Raw genomic sequence first — 19103 nt, forward strand, 5'->3', positions numbered from 1 at the left:
ATAAATTTTACGATTTGATGAATACGGTTTTAGAGAATTGCATGCTTTTTTAATTGATTAATGCTATTTGTAACATAAGTGTCATATCCGCTGCCTAACATGCCGGCAACCACTTTAGATATAGACTGTTTCAAACAGCATTGAGAGGGTATGCAACATTTTCAGCATTCATCAGAGACCTATTATAATCGTGAATTGTCACTTTTAGATTTTAATCGGCGGGTCTTGGCTCAGGCACTCGATTCAAGTTTACCGTTACTTGAACGCTTGAATTTTCTCATCATTTTTTCACGCAATTTAGATGAATTCTTTGAAATTCGCATTGCTGGGCTGATGAAACAACGAGATTTGAATGCGATTGCACGGACGCCAGATGCCATTCCGACTGAAGTGGTCTTAGATGAACTGTCCCAAGTGATTCATGACACGGTTGCACAGCAATACCAAACCCTCAATCATGCTGTATTGTCTGCACTACAAAGTGAAGGCATTCGTTTTATTCAATTTAAAGATATTTTAGAAAAACATCGGGCGTGGATTAGCCATTATTTTAGTAAAGAAGTTCAACCGGTCTTAACGCCGATTAGCTTAGATCCATCGCATCCGTTTCCACGCTTGGTCAATAAAAGCCTCAACTTTATTGTGAGTCTAGAAGGCAAAGATGCCTTTGGTCGTGCCATTGAAATGGCAATTGTGCCTGCGCCACGCTCATTGCCGCGTTTAATCAAAATGCCCGCCGAGGTTGAAGGCAGTGCAGAGACACAAATTTTCCTGACCGCCATTATTCAGCAACACATTAATGATTTATTCCCGGGGATGAAAGCGACAGGCTGTTATGCCTTTCGAGTGACACGCAACGCGGATTTGGTTCTGGCTGAAGATGTGGATGACTTGGCGGTGGCATTAAAAGATGAATTGTCTTCGCGGCGATTTGGTCGGGCAGTTCGCTTAGAAATTGAAGATGATTGTCCGCAAAGTATTATTGATTATTTGTTAGATGAATTTGATTTGAGTGAGCAGGAGCTCTATCGCATTGACGGCCCGATCAATTTATCGCGTCTCAGTGCCAGTTTTAATCGACCTGAACTGAAATATCCGGTCTATACACCGATTATTCCTAAAGTTTTTCGTAAACAAACCGCGATTTTTGATGTATTAAAAACACAAGATGTGTTGTTACATCATCCGTTTGACTCCTTTCAACCGGTCATTAACCTATTACGTGAAGCTGCAAAAGATCCTCAGGTTTTAGCCATTAAGCAGACGCTCTATCGCAGTGGGCCAGATTCGGACATCGTACAAGTTTTGGCGGAGGCTGCTCGCAACGGCAAGGAAGTAACCGCAGTTATCGAACTTCGGGCGCGGTTTGATGAAGAATCCAATATTACTGTGGCCAATATATTGCAAGAAGCTGGGGCTGTCGTGGTGTATGGCATCGTGGGCTATAAAACCCATGCCAAGATGATTTTGATTGTACGCCGTGAAAATAATCAGCTGCTACGCTACGCCCATTTGGGAACAGGTAATTATCACGCAGGCAATGCGCGGATGTATACCGATTATGGCTTGATGACGACGCATCCCGATATTTGCGAGGATGTGCATCGTATGTTTCAGGAACTGACCGGTATGGGCAAGATGGCGAAGCTGAAAGCTTTATTGCATGCACCATTTACCCTGCATACTGAATTATTGAAACTAATTGAACAGGAAATTGTTGCTGCACAAGCGGGAAAATACGCACGAATTATTGTGAAGGTCAATGCACTTACGGAACCGCAACTGATTGCTGCTTTGTATCGTGCATCGCAAGCAGGGGTACGTGTAGATTTAATTATCCGTTCGATTTGTTGTTTGATTCCTCAGGTCAAAGGTATGTCTGAGAATATTCATGTGAGATCCATCGTCGGACGCTTCTTAGAGCATACTCGAGTGTATTATTTTGAGCATGCAGGCGAAAAACGATTGTACTGTGCCAGTGCCGATTGGATGGGACGTAACTTATTTTCACGGGTCGAAACCTGTTTTCCCATTTTAGAAAGCCGTTTGAAAAAACGCATTATGAAAGATGGTTTACTTAACTATTTGGACGATAATCAAAATGCATGGGAAATGCAGTCGAATGGGCAATGGGAGAGAGTCGTGGTTGAAGCAGGTGACGAGCTGCATAACGCGCAAAAATATTTGATTGCACAGAAAATTTCGACCGTTTAAGACAAAAAAATCCCGACTTAAGTCGGGATTTTTGATTTCGCTCAAACCTTTACGAGGCTTTTGACTGTTTGGATTTTAAAATTTCAGTTCTGAAGTTTTGAGCCAATTCAGCAGCATCACTGTCCATCCCATTGAGCATAAATGCATGACGAGTGAGCACATTGGTCGGATTTGGCAAGCTCACCAATTGGAAATGATCTGAAATCTCTTTGAGCAAAGTTGTCGGCACATGAATGGCACTTTCTTTGGCAACCAATTGTTGGACTAAACGCTCAGCCGCTTGTACAGAAGACAATTGCATGGCTTCGACAGAGCTTGAAATCGCACTACGGGTTTGTAAAACGAAACGTTTTTCTTCACGGTAGCGTTTATATAAAACATCTGAAAGCAATTGGAATACTGAGCTGATCATGGTGAGGCAACGCAGCGCATCTGGAGTGTCAGCGGTCATGCTGATGGTTGCGCCATGTTCATCAAACTTATGCACTGTACTGATGTCAGAACTGTTCAATTTATAATGTTGAACACAGAGTTCTGTGGTTTTATTCAAGAAAATTTGGCAGAGATTAAAATACGGCACAGACACGGTTTTGTTGACGCTATCGAGCAGCTGTTTCGGATCATAAAATTGAATATTTAATGCCAAGCTGTTGCTGTCGAGAACCACTGGTTTCATGTCTTTATGCTGTTTTGCTTTGGCTTGCGCATTTTGCTGCGCTTGAGCAATCGCCAGAGCGGCATTATGTTTTTCTTGTTCTAAAGCCTGCGCTAGCGTTTGAATTTCATGTTTTAGACGTGATTCATTGTTGATTCGCGCTAAATATTCAGTACGACTAGGGCGAGCAATGGCACGATACGCTAACCACAACAAGCCATGTAGGAATAATGAAAATAGAATCGCGGCCCATTGCGTACGTAAGATTTCACCAATACTTGGTTTAATTAAGGTGATTTCAACCGTTCCAACTTTCTTTTCGTTTTGCAGCGCATCTCGAACAAAGATTTCACCGTCACGGGTTTTGGTCAAACCGCCTGTGGCCAAAACTTGATTATTGGCATTTAAAATGCGGATGGAAGCCACGCTCGGGTTGGTTGCATAGCGGTCAGCAAGTAAGGCTAATGATACGGTATTGGCCGGCTCAAGCTCAGATAGGCTGTCTGTAACCAATTGACTGGTCATCAGTTGTCCCTGACTGGCACGGTTTTCGTTCAGTTGGTGGGTTGTTGCCAATACCAATAAAAAGGTATGCAAAGCAAAACAAACTACTAATAGGCTAGCAAATAGCCCTTGTCTAGGCGCATTCAACGTAAACTTCCAAGGCAATTCTATTCAATTTAGATTATGATTCTTACATTAGTTGTAGCTCAGACCCGAGTCAATTCATGCGAGAAATCATTCTTATATCACTTTTAGGACCTGACCAACCTAATCAATTTACACGATTAATGCAGGTTTTGTCCGCACATTCCTTACAGATTTTAGATGTCGGACAAGCAGTCATCCACAATCAGCTGACTTTAGGTATTGTTGTTTCGTCGGAAGACCAGACTGCGACAGCATTAGCCATGAAGGAGATGTTGATTTTAGCACATGATATTGGCTTAACTGTGCGCTTTAAACCAATCTCTACAACAGAATATCAACAATGGGTAAATGAGGGAGGCCGCACACGCTATATCGTTACGGCACTTGCGCCAGAATTACAGGCGTCTCATTTACAGGCAGTTACAAATATTGTGTCGAGCCAAGGCTTCAATATTGAAACTGTGACTCGTTTATCTGGCCGTCCAGAATTAGATGGATCAAGCGAAGGTCCACGCCGTGCCTGCGTTCAATTTGGTTTAAAAGGCCAGATGTTGGATGCCACTGCGATGCGTGCAGCATGTTTACGTCTATCTACCGAACTAGGGGTAGATGTTGCCGTTCAAGAGGACAATGCTTACCGTCGTAATCGTCGTTTAGTCTGCTTTGATATGGACTCAACGCTGATTGAGCAAGAAGTGATTGACGAATTGGCGATTGAAGCGGGTGTCGGCGCTCAAGTGGCTGAAATCACTGAACGTGCTATGCAAGGTGAACTCGATTTCCAACAAAGTTTCCGTGCACGTGTGGCACTGCTCAAAGGTATGGATGCTTCGGTATTGCCTAAAATTGCAGAACGTCTGACTGTCACAGAAGGTGCGGAACGTCTCATTTCAACGCTTAAATCATTGGGTTATCGCACGGCTATTTTGTCAGGTGGTTTTCAGTATTTTGCTGAATATCTACAAGCAAAACTGGGTATCGATGAAGTCCATGCCAATGTACTGGACGTCCAAGATGGCGCGGTAACCGGTGAAGTGAAAGGCCATATTGTGGATGGTGCCCGCAAAGCCTTCTTATTGACTCAAATCGCTGAAGAAATGGAGATTTCATTAGAACAAGCCATTGCAGTCGGTGATGGTGCGAATGACTTGCCAATGTTGTCTTTAGCTGGCTTAGGCGTTGCCTTCCGTGCGAAACCTTTGGTGCGTCAAAATGCCAATCAAGCCATTTCAAGTGTGGGTTTAGATGGTGTTCTTTACCTGCTTGGTGTGCACGATAAAGATTTAAATCGTGCTTAAAACCATTTAAGTCATACTAAAAAACGTAGCCAAAAGGCTGCGTTTTTTTATGCCAAGAATTCAGCTCATCCGATGAACGGTAGAAGAAAATTGTCGATAAAAACAACGATTAACAGCATTCGAAAAATTAATTTTTTTAGCCTAAAATCAGCTGTTTTTTTTGTAATGACACTCGAAACGAGATGCCATCATTGTTCTAGAAATTCTTTAAAAAGAAAAAATGTAATGACAAAATAATGTTGCGACAAGGTGTGTCGCATGGACAAAAAACGAGACTTTTTTTATGCAAAAAACTCAGCATAATGCTTGCAAGAGATTGAGATCGACCAAATCTATTTACTGAAGATACAGTAGTGAGACGGCTCAGCATCCTGTAAGACAAGAGATGTCAGCTGTCAAATGACGGAGGTTTTTATGTTAACAGCGAATTTAGCAACAATCGTTGGCCTGAGCTTGGTATCGGCGGCTGTGATTGCTGTTTTCTTCTCGCCTTATCGTCGCTGGTTAAGTTTTATGCTGGCGGGGATGCTGGTGTGGGGACTCATTGAAGTGATTCGATTTGGCACACAAACCATGTTTGAATTATCAGTGACTTATAGTTATTTAACGGCATTAATGGCCGCAATGGTGGTATTCACTTTAGTATTGTTACGTGAAGACCGTCGTGCAGAGCGTGCGATGGCAAAGCGTCAATGTATAGAGCATACGCCTGTATATGATGAAGAGCAGCAATGTTCGAGCCGATAAATGCCAGAACAAAATTTCAATGAAAATGCGCCTGAGGGCGCATTTTTTTTATGAACGCATTAGTCCGATTTGAGATACAAAGCCTTACTTCTCAAAAGCCAAGTTATGGTAGGATGAAACCAGTCAATTTTCCAACAATTACAATAGGCTTTAAGTCATGAAACTATCATCAATTCCTGTCGTAAAACTACCTTTAGTTGATGTCAGTACGGATCCACTTGATTTACTCGTGGCAGGTTTAGCGCTTCGTATGAAACAGCTTGCACGTACTAGCCCTAAATTCATTGAATTGGTTCATGAACGTCAATTCCGCATTCAAATCGGCACGGATTTAGGTGTTGCACGTCAAATTATTGTAAATAACGGACAGATTGATACTGTTTCAGGCGATGCTGAAAAAGCAGACTTTATTTTGCAATTTGCGGACAGTGAACAGGGCGTGAAAACCCTAATGAAAGGTGATCCAACTGCATTCATGACGGGTATGCAAAATGGCAGTATTAAAATGGAAGGTGATTTTGGTTTACTGGTTTGGTTTAACCAAGTGGCGAAGTTAATTCCACCTAAACTTCCAAAACCGGTTAAAGAAAAAATCAAAATCGCACGTGCGTTTATTAAAGAAAAAACAGGTAAGTAAGATTTACGCCTTGTTCTCCTCCTAAAGGAGAAGCATTAAAAAAAGCCCTCTTTTGAGGGCTTTTTTTAATGCTTCAGTGGTTATTCAACTTCTAAATTAAAGGTCACTGGACCGTCATTAACCAAATGCACTTTCATGTCGGCGGCAAAGATGCCTGTTTGTACATGGTCATATTGGCTCTTGGTGTAATCGACCAGCTGTTCATACAGTGCTTTGGCATCGTTTGGCGGCATGGCAGGGCCAAAATCGGGGCGCAGGCCTTTTTGCGTTTGCGCCATCAGGGTAAATTGAGACACCAAGAGGATACCGCCGCCGGCTTGACTGACATTCCAGCCCATCTTGCCTTGTTCATCATCAAAAAAGCGGTATTTCAAGATCTTATCAATCAGCTTTTTGCCTTTTTCTAAATCGTCAGCTTTGCCAAGGCCTAAAAACACCAAAATACCGTGATTAATTTCACCCGTGATCTCACCATCGACCACCACTTTGGCTTCTAAAACACGTTGTAACAAGGCCCGCATAACTTCTTCCGAGTAGAAAATTGAACATAGGGCAGGGATTGTAGCAAATGCATCCTTCTTTCGAGGCGATGTGTAGAATTTTTTGGGCTCAAACATTTGAAAATGAACTGTATATTTTTTATAAATCTAATAATACGATTGAATTTATAAAAATAATCTGTTTTATCTATTTATTGAATATCAGTATCTTTGCGGGGCAGGAAAGGTATTTAACAGAGAGATTAAGACGATGTTTAAGCGTTCTTTATTGGTTGCGATGTTAGCAACAGCAACAGCGGCGACTCAAGCAGCGCCATTAACCAAAGACAATGGTGCACCAGTAGGCGATAACCAAAACTCGATTACTGCGGGTCCAAATGGTTCAGTTCTACTTCAAGACGTGCAATTGGTTCAAAAATTACAACGTTTTGGTCGTGAGCGTATTCCTGAGCGTGTGGTACATGCCCGTGGTACAGGTGCTTATGGTGAATTCGTTGCAACTAAAGATTTATCTGATCTAACCATTGCTTCATTGTTCAAAGCAGGTACCAAGACTCCAGTTTTCTTACGTTTCTCGACTGTAATTCACGGTAAAGGTTCTCCAGAAACTTTACGTGATCCGCACGGTTTTGCGATTAAGTTCTATACACAAGAAGGCAACTGGGACTTAGTGGGTAACCAAACTCCAGTGTTCTTCATCCGTGATGCGATCAAATTCCCAGACTTCATCCATGCCATGAAGCCTAGCCCAATCAACAACGTTCAAGACGCAAACCGCGTATTTGATTTCTTGTCTAGCCAGCCATGGGCAACCAACATGTTGACTTATGTGTATGGTAACCAAGGCGTGCCTACCAGCTACCGCGAACAAGACGGCTTTGGTGTGCATGCATACAAGCTTTATAACGACAAAGGCGAATACAAATACGTTAAATTCAACTTCCGCTCTAAACAAGGTGTGAAAGGTCTGAACGTTAAAGAAGCTGCTGAGCAACAAGGTAAAGATTTCAACCACTTGACTAACGATCTTTATAACAACATCAATGCTGGTAAATTCCCGAAATGGGATCTTTATATCCAAGTGTTAGATCCTAAAGATTTAAACAGCTTTGATTTTGACCCGCTTGATCCAACAAAAATCTGGCCTACAGATCTAGTGAAAGAAACCAAAGTGGGGACTTTAACGCTGAATCGTATGCCAAAAAACTTCTTCAATGAAACTGAACAAGTGGCATTGGCTCCAGGTAACTTAGTTCCAGGTATCGAGCCTTCAGAAGACCGTCTATTACAAGGTCGTATCTTCTCTTACTCAGATACTCAAATGTACCGTTTAGGCGCGAACCACCAGCAAATTCCAGTAAACCGTCCGCTTGTTGCTGTTAACAACAACAACCAAGATGGCTACATGAATGTTAGCGAGCGTGATTCTGACGTGAACTACGAGCCAAGCCGTAAAGAGCCTAAAGCTGCCACTGAGAAAGCACGTGCAGTTCAAACACCGCTGACTGGCACAGTTCAACAGATCGGTACCAAAGAGCAAAACTTCAAGCAAGCGGGTGAGCTTTACCGTTCATACTCTGCTAAAGAAAAAGACGATTTAATCATGAACTTGGCTGCGGATCTTGGCAACGTAAAAGATTCTGAGACCAAGCACATCATGTTGTCTTACTTCTACAAAGCAGATGCAGATTACGGTATGCGTATGACCAAAGCAGTAAACGGTAACCTTGCAACTGTAAAAGCCAAAGCAGCACAACTGAAAGACTAATTTCGATCAGTCTGAAGGATTGGTAACTAGGGGCTAGAACGTTACCTCAAAAAGTCCTATGAAGCTCCATACCTTTCCTGCACCCTAGGGGGAGTTTCATAGGCACTCCTTAAATATTCATTTTTTTAATGAAATGAATTGTTTCCAATTCAATTCTACATTCGATTTCTGTTGGAGTTCATCATGAAAGTTATGCAACATTTGACTTTAGCCAGTCTTCTAGCGTTTGGTTCCGCATTCGCAAACGTGGCAATCGCGGAAGATATCTCCCCCGCTAAAGCAACTGCAAGCGATCAGATGACCTCACAACAGGAATTGATCGCAATTTTCTTTGCTGCAGCCAAAACTGGCAATGAAGAAGTCATCAATGAATTTCTTAAGCACGGTTTTCCGGTCGATGTGCGCAATGCTTCGGGTTTTACACCACTGATGATGGCGACCTATTATGGTCATCAAAATATTGTGACTCGTTTGCTAGAACAAGGTGCAGACCGCTGCGCACGTGACAATAAAGGCAACACCGCATTGATGGGTGCCATGTTTAAATTAGAATGGGCGATTGCAAAGCAATTACGCCAAGTGGATTGCGATGCAAATGCCAAAAAAATGGGGCAAAAGACTGCAGAACAGTTTGCGCGTGAATTTGGTCAAGAAGAAAAATATCGACAGTTACTCAAAAAATAGTGAGCTTGATCGCGCTCAGCTTCAGCAAAAAAATTGAAAAAAGTCGATGAATCGCGGTGATTTATAAGTTATTCCACTAAATCAATCGGCTTTTTGTCAATAAAGTATGCTTTAATGCAAAGAGTTGATAAAAACTGAAAGTCTTTATGTCTCCAATCATCCAATCCTTATTAGACACAGATCTGTATAAATTCACCATGCTTCAGGTGGTGTTACACAAATTTCCGCAAACCCATAGTGTGTATCACTTTCGTTGCCGTAACTTGGATGATACAGCCTATCCACTGGTTGAAATTTTGGATGATTTAAACATGCAGCTCGACATGCTTTGTCAGTTGAAGTTTAAAGAAGATGAATTGCAGTATTTACGCAGTTTACGTTTTATTAAAAGCGATTTTGTTGATTATCTTGAATTATTTCAGCTTAAACGCCGTTTTATTAAAGCGGGTATTGATGATGAAGGTCGACTCGACATTTGGGTAGAAGGCCCAATGGTTCAAGCGATGATGTTTGAAATCTTTGTTTTAGCCATCGTCAATGAATTATATTTCCAACGTATTCGTACACCCGAAGTTTTAGCCGAAGGTGAGCGCCGTTTGCAACATAAGATTGCCTTGCTGAAGCAGTATGAAGCACGGCAAAATCCAAATGATCCACCATTCTTGGTCTCTGATTTTGGCACGCGTCGTCGTTATAGTTATGCATGGCAAAAGCATGTAATTGAAGAATTAAATCAGGCTTCACCGTATATTTTCCGCGGTACAAGTAATGTTCTGATTGCCAAAGACTTGAACATTACTCCAATTGGTACAATGGCGCATGAGTTCCTACAAGCATTCCAAGCGCTTGATGTTCGTCTACGTAACTTCCAGAAGTCTGCGCTAGAAACATGGGTACAGGAATACCGCGGTGACTTAGGAATAGCCTTAACGGACGTTGTCGGTATGGATGCGTTCCTACGTGACTTCGATTTGTACTTTGCCAAACTATTCGACGGTTTACGTCATGACAGTGGCGACCCGTATGAATGGGGCGATAAAGCCTATGCACATTACAAAAAGCTTAAAATTGACAGTAAAACCAAAATGCTGACTTTCAGTGATGGCTTGAACATTGAAAAAGCTTGGGATTTACACAATTACTTTAAAGACCGTTTCCAAGTGAGTTTTGGTATTGGCACCAACTTGACCAATGATATGGGACAAACTGCACTGAATATCGTGCTGAAGTTGGTTGAATGTAATGGTCAATCTGTGGCAAAAATTTCAGATAGTCCGGGTAAAACCATGACGGATAATGATACTTTCTTAGCGTATCTACGTCAGGTGTTTGACATCTCTGAAGTTAGCGCTTAAACACAGCATTAGATAAAAATAAAAAAGCCGAATCAATGATTCGGCTTTTTTATATCTAAAATATTGCTAAAGGAATGCAAAAATTCAGAATAATAGTGAAAATGACTTATGCTAAGATCGAATTTAATCGCACAAAATACAACACGAACAACGATGACAGCATCTACACTGAATTTTGGTCTGCTGATTGAAGCGGAAGAATTGGTTCCACATCTTGGTAATGAAAAACTACGGATCGTCGATTTGAGTCGTCGTTCGGTTTATGACCAATTGCATATTCCACATGCACTGCATGTGCAGCCGAAACTGTTAGTGCGCCAAGAAGAACAAGCGATGGGGCTATTACCTGACCAAGCTGGCTTAGAACAGCTCATTCGTTATCTGAATATCAGTCCAGAACATCATGTGGTGGTGTATGACGATGAAGGTGGAGCATGGGCTGGCCGACTGATTTGGAACTTGCATTGCCTCGGTTTTGAAAATACCAGTCTACTCAATGGTGGCATCCATGCTTGGCTTGGGGCAGGCTTACCAACCTCGTCTGAAATTGAGCAATTTGAACCCGTGAGCCCATTGGTCGAAGTCAGTGCAGAGGCGCGTGCTCAGTATCAAACCAGCTATGATGAGCTATTGGCTCGTGTGCAGCAGGAGCAGATCCAAGTATGGGACTGCCGTACCGAAGATGAATATACAGGCTTACGATTAGCAGCGCGACGCGGCGGTCACATTCCGGGGGCACGACATTTCGAATGGAGTACTGCCCTTAACCGGGAAAATCATTTAAAATTGCATCCTTTAGAACGCACACAACAACGCTTAGAACAATTGGGATTCAATTTAAACGAACCTGTGGTGGTATATTGTCAGTCCCATCATCGGTCGGGCCTAGCTTATATACTGGGACGTTTACTCGGTTGGAATATTCGAGCTTATGATGGTGCGTGGAGCGAGTGGGGCAACCGACTCGATAGTCCTGTGATCACCGGAGAGTTGCCGTCTTGAGCCTTACATCTCAGTTAAAAAAACAAATTTTTATTCAAGCTCAGCGTGTTGTTCCGCAGCACAAATTATCACGTATCGTGGGTAAATTGGCTGCGAGTGAAAACCCTGTGGTGAAAAATGCTGTGATTACCGCATTTAAAGCACAGTATGGCATCGACATGTCGATTGCTGAGCAAAGTAATGCCCTGAAATTTAAATCATTCAATGAATTTTTCACTCGTTCTTTAAAAGAAGGCGTACGTGTAGTTGATGCAAATGCCAACAGTGTTGTTTCACCCGCAGATGGTGCGATTTCACAACTGGGTAAAATTGAAAATGGTGATGTATTTCAGGCCAAAGGGCAGAAGTTCACTGTTGAAAACCTGATTGCCGATCCACAATTGGCTGAGCCGTTTAAAAATGGTCAGTTTGCTACGGTCTATTTGTCTCCAAAAGACTACCACCGTGTACATATGCCATTTGCAGGGACATTGACAGAAACTTTGTATGTACCGGGTGAATTATTCTCTGTAAACCAAACCACTGCTGAAAATATTCCGGGTTTATTCGCTCGTAATGAACGCATGGTCTGCTTATTTGATACAGAAGTTGGTCGTATGGCGGTCGTACTGGTAGGTGCAATGATCGTGGCAGGTATTGAAACCGTGGCTACAGGTAAAGTTAAACCGACAGGGCGTTTGGAACTGAATCAACACGATTTATTCTTAGAAAAAGGTGCAGAATTGGGCCGTTTCTATTTAGGTTCAACAGCGGTTGTGTTGTTTGAAGAAAACAAAATGCAATGGGATGCGACCTTTAAAGCCAACTCGACTGTGGTGATGGGCGAAGCTTTAGGGCATACCATTTAATGAATTCCCTGTCCCTTTAGGAGAGGGTTAGGGAGAGGTTTTTGAGCTAAGCTGATGTATTCAAAAAAGAATCCCTTCTAACCTCCCTTTATTAAAGGAATGAATAAAAAAAAGCGCCATCAGGCGCTTTTTTTTAATTTCAAAATTTAGCGTTTTACGACAATCGAGTCGATACTGCTATGACGTAAAGTTTGCTGTGCAATCACAGCAGCTTCTTGTGAATCATAGGGGCCAGACACAACGCGATACCAAACTTTGCCGTTTTCATTACTTTGAATCACATCGGCAGATAAACCGTTCAAAATAATTTCAGCACGTCGTGCATCGGCTTGATCAGGATCATCATAACTGCGCACTTGCAGAATATAACTTGCAGCAACAGGCGCAGTTTCTGTGGTTTCTAGTCCAAGCTCTGTGGTTTCAACTGGCTTTTGTTCTGGTGCATCAACAATCACCACCGTTTCTTTATTTTCGGTTTCTGGAACAGCTTGTTCAGGAATTGGCGTCACTTGTTGCTGAGGCAATAGGTCGTAGAAACGATAGTCTTTATTGGTTTCTTCTTGGTAGTGTTCAGAGGTAATTTGACCTTTTGGCTTCACAGGCTCCCAAGGTTTCCAAAGCATGAGCGCAACTAAGAAACTCAACACGATTAAAATGATGACAAGTGTACCTAGCCATGCTGGAATCAATGGTTTTTTAGGCTTATTTGGCCGATCAGATACACCGCGCTGCGTTTTTCCAAACACGTGGAAACCTCATTTAATTTTAATTGTCACGAACCACTTTGGGGCAGCCCAAAGTAGCAAGTCTTGATTGTTATATATTACATGAGTGTCATCAGGAATTTGTTTAATTTTCACAATTTCAGCACAGCCAAGATGACACGGACATATTGCTGAATATAAACGAAATACAGGCTCATTTCGAGCCTGTATTGAAAAGGATTCTTTTTAGCACAATGCAATTGATGACGCTTAAACCCATGCGCTGTGTTTGTGCATGGGCGATGCCGATGAATTTCTATTGTGCTCGCAACATAAAGGGTTGCTTACATGCTTTCAGGCGCACTCACACCCAATAATTCAAGACCATTGCGTAAAACTTGCTGTACGTTTACAGACAGTAATAAGCGCGCTTGAGTCAGTTCTGCATCATCACCCAAGACTTTATTTTCGTTGTACCAACCATGGAACAACGCCGCTAATTCTTTCAAGTAGTTACCCACTTGGTGTGGTTCATAGCTGTTTGCTGCACGAACCACAATTTCAGGGTAAGCCGCAAGTTTAGCAAGAACTTCAGTTTCAGCTTCTAACTCAAGTTTAGCTGCAAATTGACGTGCAGCTTCAGCAGAGAATTGAACGTCTGTCGCAGCGGCTTTTTCGAGCATACGGCAGATACGTGCGTGTGCGTATTGGATGTAGTACACCGCATTGTCTTTGCTTTGAGACACAGCAAGGTCTAAGTCGAAGTCAATGTGTTGTTCTGATTTACGCATGACATAGTAGAAACGAGCAGCATCGTTGCCTACTTCTTTACGTAAGTCGCGTAAAGTCACGAATTGACCTGAACGAGATGACATTTGAACCATCTCGCCGCCACGCCATAGGCTCACAAATTGAACCAAAAGCACCGTCAATTTTTTAGAATCATAGCCAAGCGCATCAATCGCTGCTTTCACACGTGCAATATAACCGTGGTGGTCTGAACCCCAGATATCAATGATATCGGTATATCCGCGTTGTAGTTTATTTAAGTGATAAGCAATGTCGGATGCGAAGTATGTAGTCTGACCATTACGACGTTTCACAACACGGTCTTTTTCATCACCAAATTCAGTTGATTTGAACCAGATGTTGCCATCTTTTTCGTATAAGAAACCACGTTGATCGAGCATTTGTAATGCTTCATCAATTTTTTCAGTCAAGGTTGCTTCGCTGAACCATTGATTGAAAGTCACGCCAAACTCACCGAGGTCATCTTTAATATCATCAAGAATGGCTTTCAGCGCAGCTTGATGGAACACACGGTAGCCCGCAGCCAAATGGTTTTGTGAATTATGAATTAGGCCATCAATGTGTTTTTCTTTATCGCCTGAAACAACGACTTTATTGCCTTCGCTATCGAGTTCAGCGGCATATTGCACATCTTCTGGAACATCTTTGTAGATGTCGGCAACAGGGCGTACATAAGCATCGCCATCTTTGTCGATAATGCTTTGTGCGATTTCTTTAACGTAGTCGCCTTGGTATGCATTTTTAGGGAAGATCAGTTGTTGACCGGTCAATTCTAAATAACGCAAGTAAGTTGATGTCGCCAAGATATCCATTTGACGGCCAGCATCGTTGACATAGTATTCACGGTCAACTTTGGCACCTGTTGCTTCAAGAAGATTGGCAACGGTCATACCATAAGCTGCGCCACGACCATGACCAACGTGTAGGCTAGACGTTGGATTCGCTGAAACGAATTCCACTTGAACACGTTTTTCAGCATTGGCCTGAGTGCGACCGAACTGATCTTTCTGAGCTTGAATTTGGTCTAAGACAGCAAAACGTTGGTCAGCATTTAAAAAGAAGTTAATAAAGCCAGGACCTGCAATTTCTGCTTTGCTGATATCTGCGACTTCTGGAAGATTTGCCAGAATTTTTTCGGCTAAATCACGCGGCTTCATACCTGCAGCTTTAGAGGCAATCATGGCAATGTTTGACGCAAAGTCACCGTGGCTTCGGTCTTTGGTTCGGGTCAAATTGCTAGTATTGTTCCAGTCAGTTGGGAGTACACCTTCAGCTTGAAGGGATTGCACTGCATGATCGAGCGCTGCTTGTATTGCCGTATTCATAATCAGTCGAAAAATAAATGTCGCAGAAAAACGGTAAATATAGCAAATTTCAGGCTCTTTAGGTGAACCCATTTGTTGCGAATAAAAAATATTCGATAAAAGTGAAGCATTGCTTATATCGAAGTAAAACGATATAAGTAGTTTAGCGATTCAGGATCACTGCTTGAGTATATGGACATGTCACAACCCACCCCTAAAATTTTTGGCAATGTGCCGAAGTTAGCTGCACGCTGGGCGCTGATTATCGTGCCGTTTATTTTATCCTGTCTCATGAGCGGTATTATTTCGTTTATTAATATGCTCAGAAATTTAGGCTGGTTTGAGGGATTTCTGACTCTATGGCTGCATAATTGGATGATTTCATGGGCAATTGCTTTTCCCATTGTACTGATTTTATTGCCATTTGTTCGAAAGTTTACAGGCCTGCTGGTTAATATGTCAGGGCCACAGCCACCTGCAAAATAAGCCTGCATGTAAGTCACAGTTGAGTAAAACGGTGACTTACTGCATTTCGCTTTAAATATTTATAGGCTATCGCGACAACTTACTGCTTTAGAGAGTAATTCGGCTTTGTTATTTTGGAAGGTATAGAGTTTTGAGGAATTAAACACTTTAATGACTTTGGCCTGAGCGACAGCGGTTTTAAAGCTTTGGAACTTTTGCTGATGGGCTGTCTCAAACGGATTTCCAAAGTTTTTATTGTCGAGCAGAATTTGAATTTGCCCCACATTTGTATCATGTGCTTTTAGGATCTCTTGGCCATCCGCGTTGCTTATACTGAAAGTTGGGCGCTGAGTGCTGATTTTGCAATTTAATTTGAAGCTCAAAGTGAAATTATCTGCCGATTTATTTTTGAGGGTAGATGTGCCTTGTTGATCATTTTCAATATAGATCCACTGATTTTTCGGCATATTGGTCAGTAGGGTTTCTAACTGTTGTTGGGTACTTTTGCTGATATCGACTGTGCCTTTTTTATCGATTTCAGGGGCTTTTTCTTTACCGAGCATGCCCATCACTTTGTCGCTGACTGTGCTACTGGTTTTGGAAATGGTCTGGCAAGCGCTTAAGCTACTGATAATTAGAATGAATGGTAGTGTATAGATGGCAGGTAAGTGCATAGATTTTATTGTTCTATTAAATTTTCGGATCGGCAAAGTTTAACGGTTCTACGCATAAAGCTCAAACCTGCGGCCAATCTCCTTTGAGGAGGACTGCTGCAGGCGGCTAAAGCAGCCATTCTACACAGGCACGAATAATCCCTAGTGCGAGGCCAATAAAGCCACCGACCACGACACCATTGACTCGAATCATATGCAAGTCGCCACCGACTTCGTTTTCGATCTTATCGATCATTTCACGTGAGTCCCATTCATGTATACGTTCACTGATAAACCGAATAACTTTTTCGCTATATTGATCGGAGAGATTGATGGCAATATCACTCATTTTTTCATTCAGCAATTGGCGTACAGCGACATTAGAGACAATATTTTCGCCCACTTGTTGAATGGCGACACGTAGGTTTTGTGCAATCCCAGAGTCGGGTTTTTCTAAATCAGAACGAATCGCGTCGCATAAAATCACCACTGCGCCACTGATAAAATTCAACATTTGTGGACTATCGAGCATGGCGTCCTTGGTGCTATTCAAACGTTGGCTGGCTACACTTTGATTGTCTGCCAACTCATGCATGAGTTGCTGTGCCATTTCTTCAATTTTACGGCGCCACGGATGTTCATGGTCAGCAAGCATGGACTCGACACGACTGACCAGTGAATCAATGGTGCGCTGCTGTACATCAATACCAATCCAGCTCGCACCTTTGGCGAGCTTCCAAACACCAAGTTCTTTAAACAATTGACGAGATAAATCACGAGTTTGTTCAGGATGCTGTAGCATCCAATCATGGGCTAAATCCAGTCCACGTTGCAGGACGTCTTGATGGAAGTCATTTTCTAAAACTGCTCGCAGCATTTCACTGGCTAGATGGTTGACTTGCGTATTGCGCACCCATTGCACGCTGTTATTTTGGATAAAGCATCCAATTTGTTCCTGACCGACAAATTCGAAAATTTTCGGTACCGTTTGCTGAATGACTTGGGTCACTTGAGCATTATTGTGCGGATTGGCCAACCATTTCCCGACGGCAAGAGAGAGATCCGTCTCCGCTAAGCTTTTTTCAACCACTTGTGGTGAAAGAAAATTCTCCTGAACAAAGCGGCCCATTGACTCGGCAATGCGTGCTTTATTACGAGGAATAATTTCTGTGTGGTCACGTAAAAATTTAGGAATCGGAATCCGACCAAAGGGATTGCGAAATAAAACGGTTATCGCATACCAGTCTGCCAAACCACCAACCACGCCAGCTTCTGCTGAAAGCATCAAAATATGAATGAGCCAGACGTATTCGGGCAGCAATTTAGCTGCGATCATCAATGCAATCCACGCCAGCACAGCCACCACCAAAGCAATGGTGGCAAAGCGTTTACTGCGTTGCAGACTGGGTGAAACAGCGGGCTGTTCAATTGGGTTCATCAATGATCGGGTCTCTATGGGTTGACTTATTTGGTGTCAGGCTCAGCGGCTACAGGCAAAGGATTTCCTTGGCTGTCTAAACCATATTTAGCCCCGAGTGACTGCAAAATCAAGCGAGCATCAAAGGCATCCTGAGGGGCTTTGGCACGATCTTTATAGCAAGTAATACTGTAGGAAACTTGAGTTGGATCGAGTGTGACCACCTGTGGAACGTCATAAAACGGGCCTGGCCAAAAGCCGGGATGGCGACGGTAATAGCCATATGGATAAGGCATAGGGTCTGGGTAAATCACTGCTTGGCGCGGCGGTTTTTGACTCCGATTACTCGGGTCATCCATGACTTTAAAATATTGAAAGCCATTGTGTAGGGTGGTTTGAGCAGCTTTAACCAAGGTGATTTCTTCGGCAGTGCCATAGCTCATATTGGGGCTAGCTTGGAAGCTAATCCGATAGCTTTGAGCATTTAATGGCGTTGCAGCATAACGACCCAATTGTTCGAAGGTTAAAGGCTTCGATGGGGTGCTTGCACAGCCGGTGAAGCCCAGTGCTGCGGTCATGGCTGCTGCGATAATGAGTTTGTTCATGCGCATACTCCTGTTCAGTCGGTTCATGGCAAGGGGGAGATACTGGCCAAAAGCCGTCAATTAAAAGCTAGAATTGGGTTGGGTTAAAAATTCCAATTCCTCTGCTGTAGATGTTCTGCCCAATACCGCATTGCGATGCGGGTAACGTCCAAATCGATCGATAATCACTTTATGCTTTTTTTCAAATTCTAAGTTGATCGGATTGCCCAGTTGCTCAAATAATTTTAACGCGCTTTGATGGATTTTTGTCGATTCGCTATGCATAAAGGGCATATATAAAAATGAGCGCTGTTCAGGGCTTAATTGTAGATCTAAACCCTGCGCGATGGCTTCTTGTGCAAGCGCCAAAGCCAGTGCATCTTGGGCAAAAGCCAAGCCAGAATCACGGAATAAATTTCTAGAAAATTGATCTAAAACAATAATTTCAGCCAAACGACCTTTAGCAGTCGTACGCCATTGCCATAGTTCTGCTTGACTGGCTGCAAGATGGATGTCTTTAAACTTTTTTTCGATTAAAACATCAAAATTATTGCTTTTAGCGAACCAATTGGGCTGATTTTCTGGGTTAAACCAAAATTCGAGAATATCTTGATAATTCATAAGTTTTAAGCATTATTAGCATATATTTGTTTATAAAATCACAAATTTCAAATGTCATATAGAGTAAGTTTGTGATAAAAAATTGCCAAAATAAAATCACGGTTTGTCTCAAAACTATACAGTGGGTCATTTGCCCACTTCAAATCGCGTTATACTGATATAAACTGATGATTTTATTTTAGTAGT

Annotated in this window: 18 protein-coding genes; 10 read left to right on the plus strand and 8 right to left on the minus strand. The window is 42.5% G+C overall.

The window, feature by feature from the left end; translation table 11 throughout:
• The first annotated feature begins 150 nt into the window (after positions 1–150).
• Positions 151–2214 carry a polyphosphate kinase 1 gene (gene ppk1 / locus FTV11_RS02805; RefSeq protein WP_180073344.1) on the plus strand — a complete coding sequence of 688 codons (2064 nt, stop codon included), beginning with the start codon at positions 151–153 and terminating at the stop codon, positions 2212–2214.
• Positions 2215–2263: 49 nt separating this feature from the next.
• On the opposite strand, the gene FTV11_RS02810 is transcribed toward ppk1, so the two are convergent.
• Positions 2264–3520: a hypothetical protein gene (locus tag FTV11_RS02810; protein ID WP_168379711.1), complete on the minus strand. Its 1257-nt coding sequence runs from the start codon at positions 3518–3520 to the stop codon at positions 2264–2266.
• A 77-nt stretch (positions 3521–3597) separates the two neighbouring features.
• Between FTV11_RS02810 and serB the strand changes: the two genes are divergently transcribed.
• The 3 genes from serB (at position 3598) to FTV11_RS02825 (ending at position 6202) form a co-directional block, all read left to right on the plus strand.
• Positions 3598–4818, plus strand: coding sequence for a phosphoserine phosphatase SerB (gene serB, locus FTV11_RS02815; RefSeq protein ID WP_180073345.1), 1221 nt, complete (start codon positions 3598–3600; stop codon positions 4816–4818).
• A gap of 414 nt (positions 4819–5232) precedes the next feature.
• Positions 5233–5565: an AciT family ciprofloxacin tolerance protein gene (aciT, locus tag FTV11_RS02820; RefSeq protein WP_078190616.1), complete on the plus strand. Its 333-nt coding sequence runs from the start codon at positions 5233–5235 to the stop codon at positions 5563–5565.
• A 157-nt stretch (positions 5566–5722) separates the two neighbouring features.
• Positions 5723–6202, plus strand: a complete 480-nt coding sequence (locus FTV11_RS02825; protein ID WP_078190615.1) for an SCP2 sterol-binding domain-containing protein — start codon at positions 5723–5725, stop codon at positions 6200–6202.
• A gap of 80 nt (positions 6203–6282) precedes the next feature.
• On the opposite strand, the gene dtd is transcribed toward FTV11_RS02825, so the two are convergent.
• Positions 6283–6723, minus strand: a complete 441-nt coding sequence (dtd, locus tag FTV11_RS02830; RefSeq protein WP_168379709.1) for a D-aminoacyl-tRNA deacylase — start codon at positions 6721–6723, stop codon at positions 6283–6285.
• A 229-nt stretch (positions 6724–6952) separates the two neighbouring features.
• Between dtd and FTV11_RS02835 the strand changes: the two genes are divergently transcribed.
• The 5 genes from FTV11_RS02835 to asd all read left to right on the plus strand — a co-directional run bounded on the left by FTV11_RS02835 (position 6953) and on the right by asd (position 12359).
• Complete coding sequence (locus tag FTV11_RS02835) at positions 6953–8470, plus strand: catalase (protein WP_168379708.1); 1518 nt, start codon at positions 6953–6955, stop codon at positions 8468–8470.
• 183 nt (positions 8471–8653) lie between these two features.
• Complete coding sequence (locus FTV11_RS02840) at positions 8654–9154, plus strand: ankyrin repeat domain-containing protein (protein WP_078193253.1); 501 nt, start codon at positions 8654–8656, stop codon at positions 9152–9154.
• A gap of 146 nt (positions 9155–9300) precedes the next feature.
• On the plus strand, positions 9301–10509 hold the full coding sequence (pncB, locus tag FTV11_RS02845; RefSeq protein ID WP_180011649.1) for a nicotinate phosphoribosyltransferase: 1209 nt from the start codon (positions 9301–9303) through the stop codon (positions 10507–10509).
• Positions 10510–10662: 153 nt separating this feature from the next.
• Positions 10663–11511 carry a sulfurtransferase gene (locus tag FTV11_RS02850; protein WP_180049793.1) on the plus strand — a complete coding sequence of 283 codons (849 nt, stop codon included), beginning with the start codon at positions 10663–10665 and terminating at the stop codon, positions 11509–11511.
• The gene (gene asd, locus FTV11_RS02855) at positions 11508–12359 is read left to right on the plus strand and encodes an archaetidylserine decarboxylase (RefSeq protein ID WP_078193251.1); all 852 of its coding nucleotides are present in this window, start codon (positions 11508–11510) and stop codon (positions 12357–12359) included. The genes FTV11_RS02850 and asd overlap by 4 nt, the downstream gene beginning before the upstream one ends.
• A gap of 146 nt (positions 12360–12505) precedes the next feature.
• Here the strand turns inward: asd and FTV11_RS02860 are convergent, their stop codons facing one another.
• Together FTV11_RS02860 and argS are read right to left on the minus strand one after the other, a co-directional pair.
• Complete coding sequence (locus tag FTV11_RS02860) at positions 12506–13105, minus strand: SPOR domain-containing protein (protein ID WP_180004357.1); 600 nt, start codon at positions 13103–13105, stop codon at positions 12506–12508.
• Positions 13106–13407: 302 nt separating this feature from the next.
• Positions 13408–15198 (minus strand): arginine--tRNA ligase, encoded by a 1791-nt coding sequence (gene argS, locus FTV11_RS02865; RefSeq protein WP_180073346.1) that lies wholly within the window; start codon positions 15196–15198, stop codon positions 13408–13410.
• Between the two features lie 177 nt (positions 15199–15375).
• Here argS and FTV11_RS02870 point away from each other — a divergent pair, with 177 nt between their 5' ends.
• Entirely contained in the window at positions 15376–15663 is a 288-nt protein-coding gene (locus tag FTV11_RS02870; protein ID WP_373685395.1) for a DUF2798 domain-containing protein, read from the plus strand.
• Between the two features lie 59 nt (positions 15664–15722).
• Here FTV11_RS02870 and FTV11_RS02875 read toward each other — a convergent pair whose 3' ends face one another.
• From FTV11_RS02875 to FTV11_RS02890, 4 genes are all read right to left on the minus strand, one after another.
• Complete coding sequence (locus FTV11_RS02875; protein WP_180073348.1) at positions 15723–16316, minus strand: hypothetical protein; 594 nt, start codon at positions 16314–16316, stop codon at positions 15723–15725.
• 106 nt (positions 16317–16422) lie between these two features.
• Positions 16423–17733 carry a DUF445 domain-containing protein gene (locus tag FTV11_RS02880; RefSeq protein ID WP_180073396.1) on the minus strand — a complete coding sequence of 437 codons (1311 nt, stop codon included), beginning with the start codon at positions 17731–17733 and terminating at the stop codon, positions 16423–16425.
• A 26-nt stretch (positions 17734–17759) separates the two neighbouring features.
• On the minus strand, positions 17760–18317 hold the full coding sequence (locus FTV11_RS02885; protein ID WP_180073349.1) for a hypothetical protein: 558 nt from the start codon (positions 18315–18317) through the stop codon (positions 17760–17762).
• A gap of 60 nt (positions 18318–18377) precedes the next feature.
• Positions 18378–18917 (minus strand): DUF924 family protein, encoded by a 540-nt coding sequence (locus FTV11_RS02890; RefSeq protein WP_180066494.1) that lies wholly within the window; start codon positions 18915–18917, stop codon positions 18378–18380.
• Positions 18918–19103 lie beyond the last annotated feature (186 nt).

The sequence above is a fragment of the Acinetobacter sp. YH12231 genome, from assembly GCF_013417755.1.
Classification (GTDB): domain Bacteria; phylum Pseudomonadota; class Gammaproteobacteria; order Pseudomonadales; family Moraxellaceae; genus Acinetobacter; species Acinetobacter amyesii.

Bases quoted from the DNA above. Each gene is read 5' to 3' on its own strand.
- ppk1 (WP_180073344.1), top strand. From the start codon at position 151: ATGCAACATTTTCAGCATTCATCAGAGACCTATTATAATCGTGAATTG.
- serB (WP_180073345.1), top strand. From the start codon at position 3,598: ATGCGAGAAATCATTCTTATATCACTTTTAGGACCTGACCAACCTAAT.
- aciT (WP_078190616.1), top strand. From the start codon at position 5,233: ATGTTAACAGCGAATTTAGCAACAATCGTTGGCCTGAGCTTGGTATCG.
- FTV11_RS02825 (WP_078190615.1), top strand. From the start codon at position 5,723: ATGAAACTATCATCAATTCCTGTCGTAAAACTACCTTTAGTTGATGTC.
- dtd (WP_168379709.1), bottom strand. From the start codon at position 6,723: ATGCGGGCCTTGTTACAACGTGTTTTAGAAGCCAAAGTGGTGGTCGAT.
- FTV11_RS02835 (WP_168379708.1), top strand. From the start codon at position 6,953: ATGTTTAAGCGTTCTTTATTGGTTGCGATGTTAGCAACAGCAACAGCG.
- FTV11_RS02840 (WP_078193253.1), top strand. From the start codon at position 8,654: ATGAAAGTTATGCAACATTTGACTTTAGCCAGTCTTCTAGCGTTTGGT.
- pncB (WP_180011649.1), top strand. From the start codon at position 9,301: ATGTCTCCAATCATCCAATCCTTATTAGACACAGATCTGTATAAATTC.
- FTV11_RS02850 (WP_180049793.1), top strand. From the start codon at position 10,663: ATGACAGCATCTACACTGAATTTTGGTCTGCTGATTGAAGCGGAAGAA.
- argS (WP_180073346.1), bottom strand. From the start codon at position 15,198: ATGAATACGGCAATACAAGCAGCGCTCGATCATGCAGTGCAATCCCTT.
- FTV11_RS02870 (WP_373685395.1), top strand. From the start codon at position 15,376: ATGTCACAACCCACCCCTAAAATTTTTGGCAATGTGCCGAAGTTAGCT.
- FTV11_RS02875 (WP_180073348.1), bottom strand. From the start codon at position 16,316: ATGCACTTACCTGCCATCTATACACTACCATTCATTCTAATTATCAGT.
- FTV11_RS02880 (WP_180073396.1), bottom strand. From the start codon at position 17,733: ATGAACCCAATTGAACAGCCCGCTGTTTCACCCAGTCTGCAACGCAGT.
- FTV11_RS02885 (WP_180073349.1), bottom strand. From the start codon at position 18,317: ATGAACAAACTCATTATCGCAGCAGCCATGACCGCAGCACTGGGCTTC.
- FTV11_RS02890 (WP_180066494.1), bottom strand. From the start codon at position 18,917: ATGAATTATCAAGATATTCTCGAATTTTGGTTTAACCCAGAAAATCAG.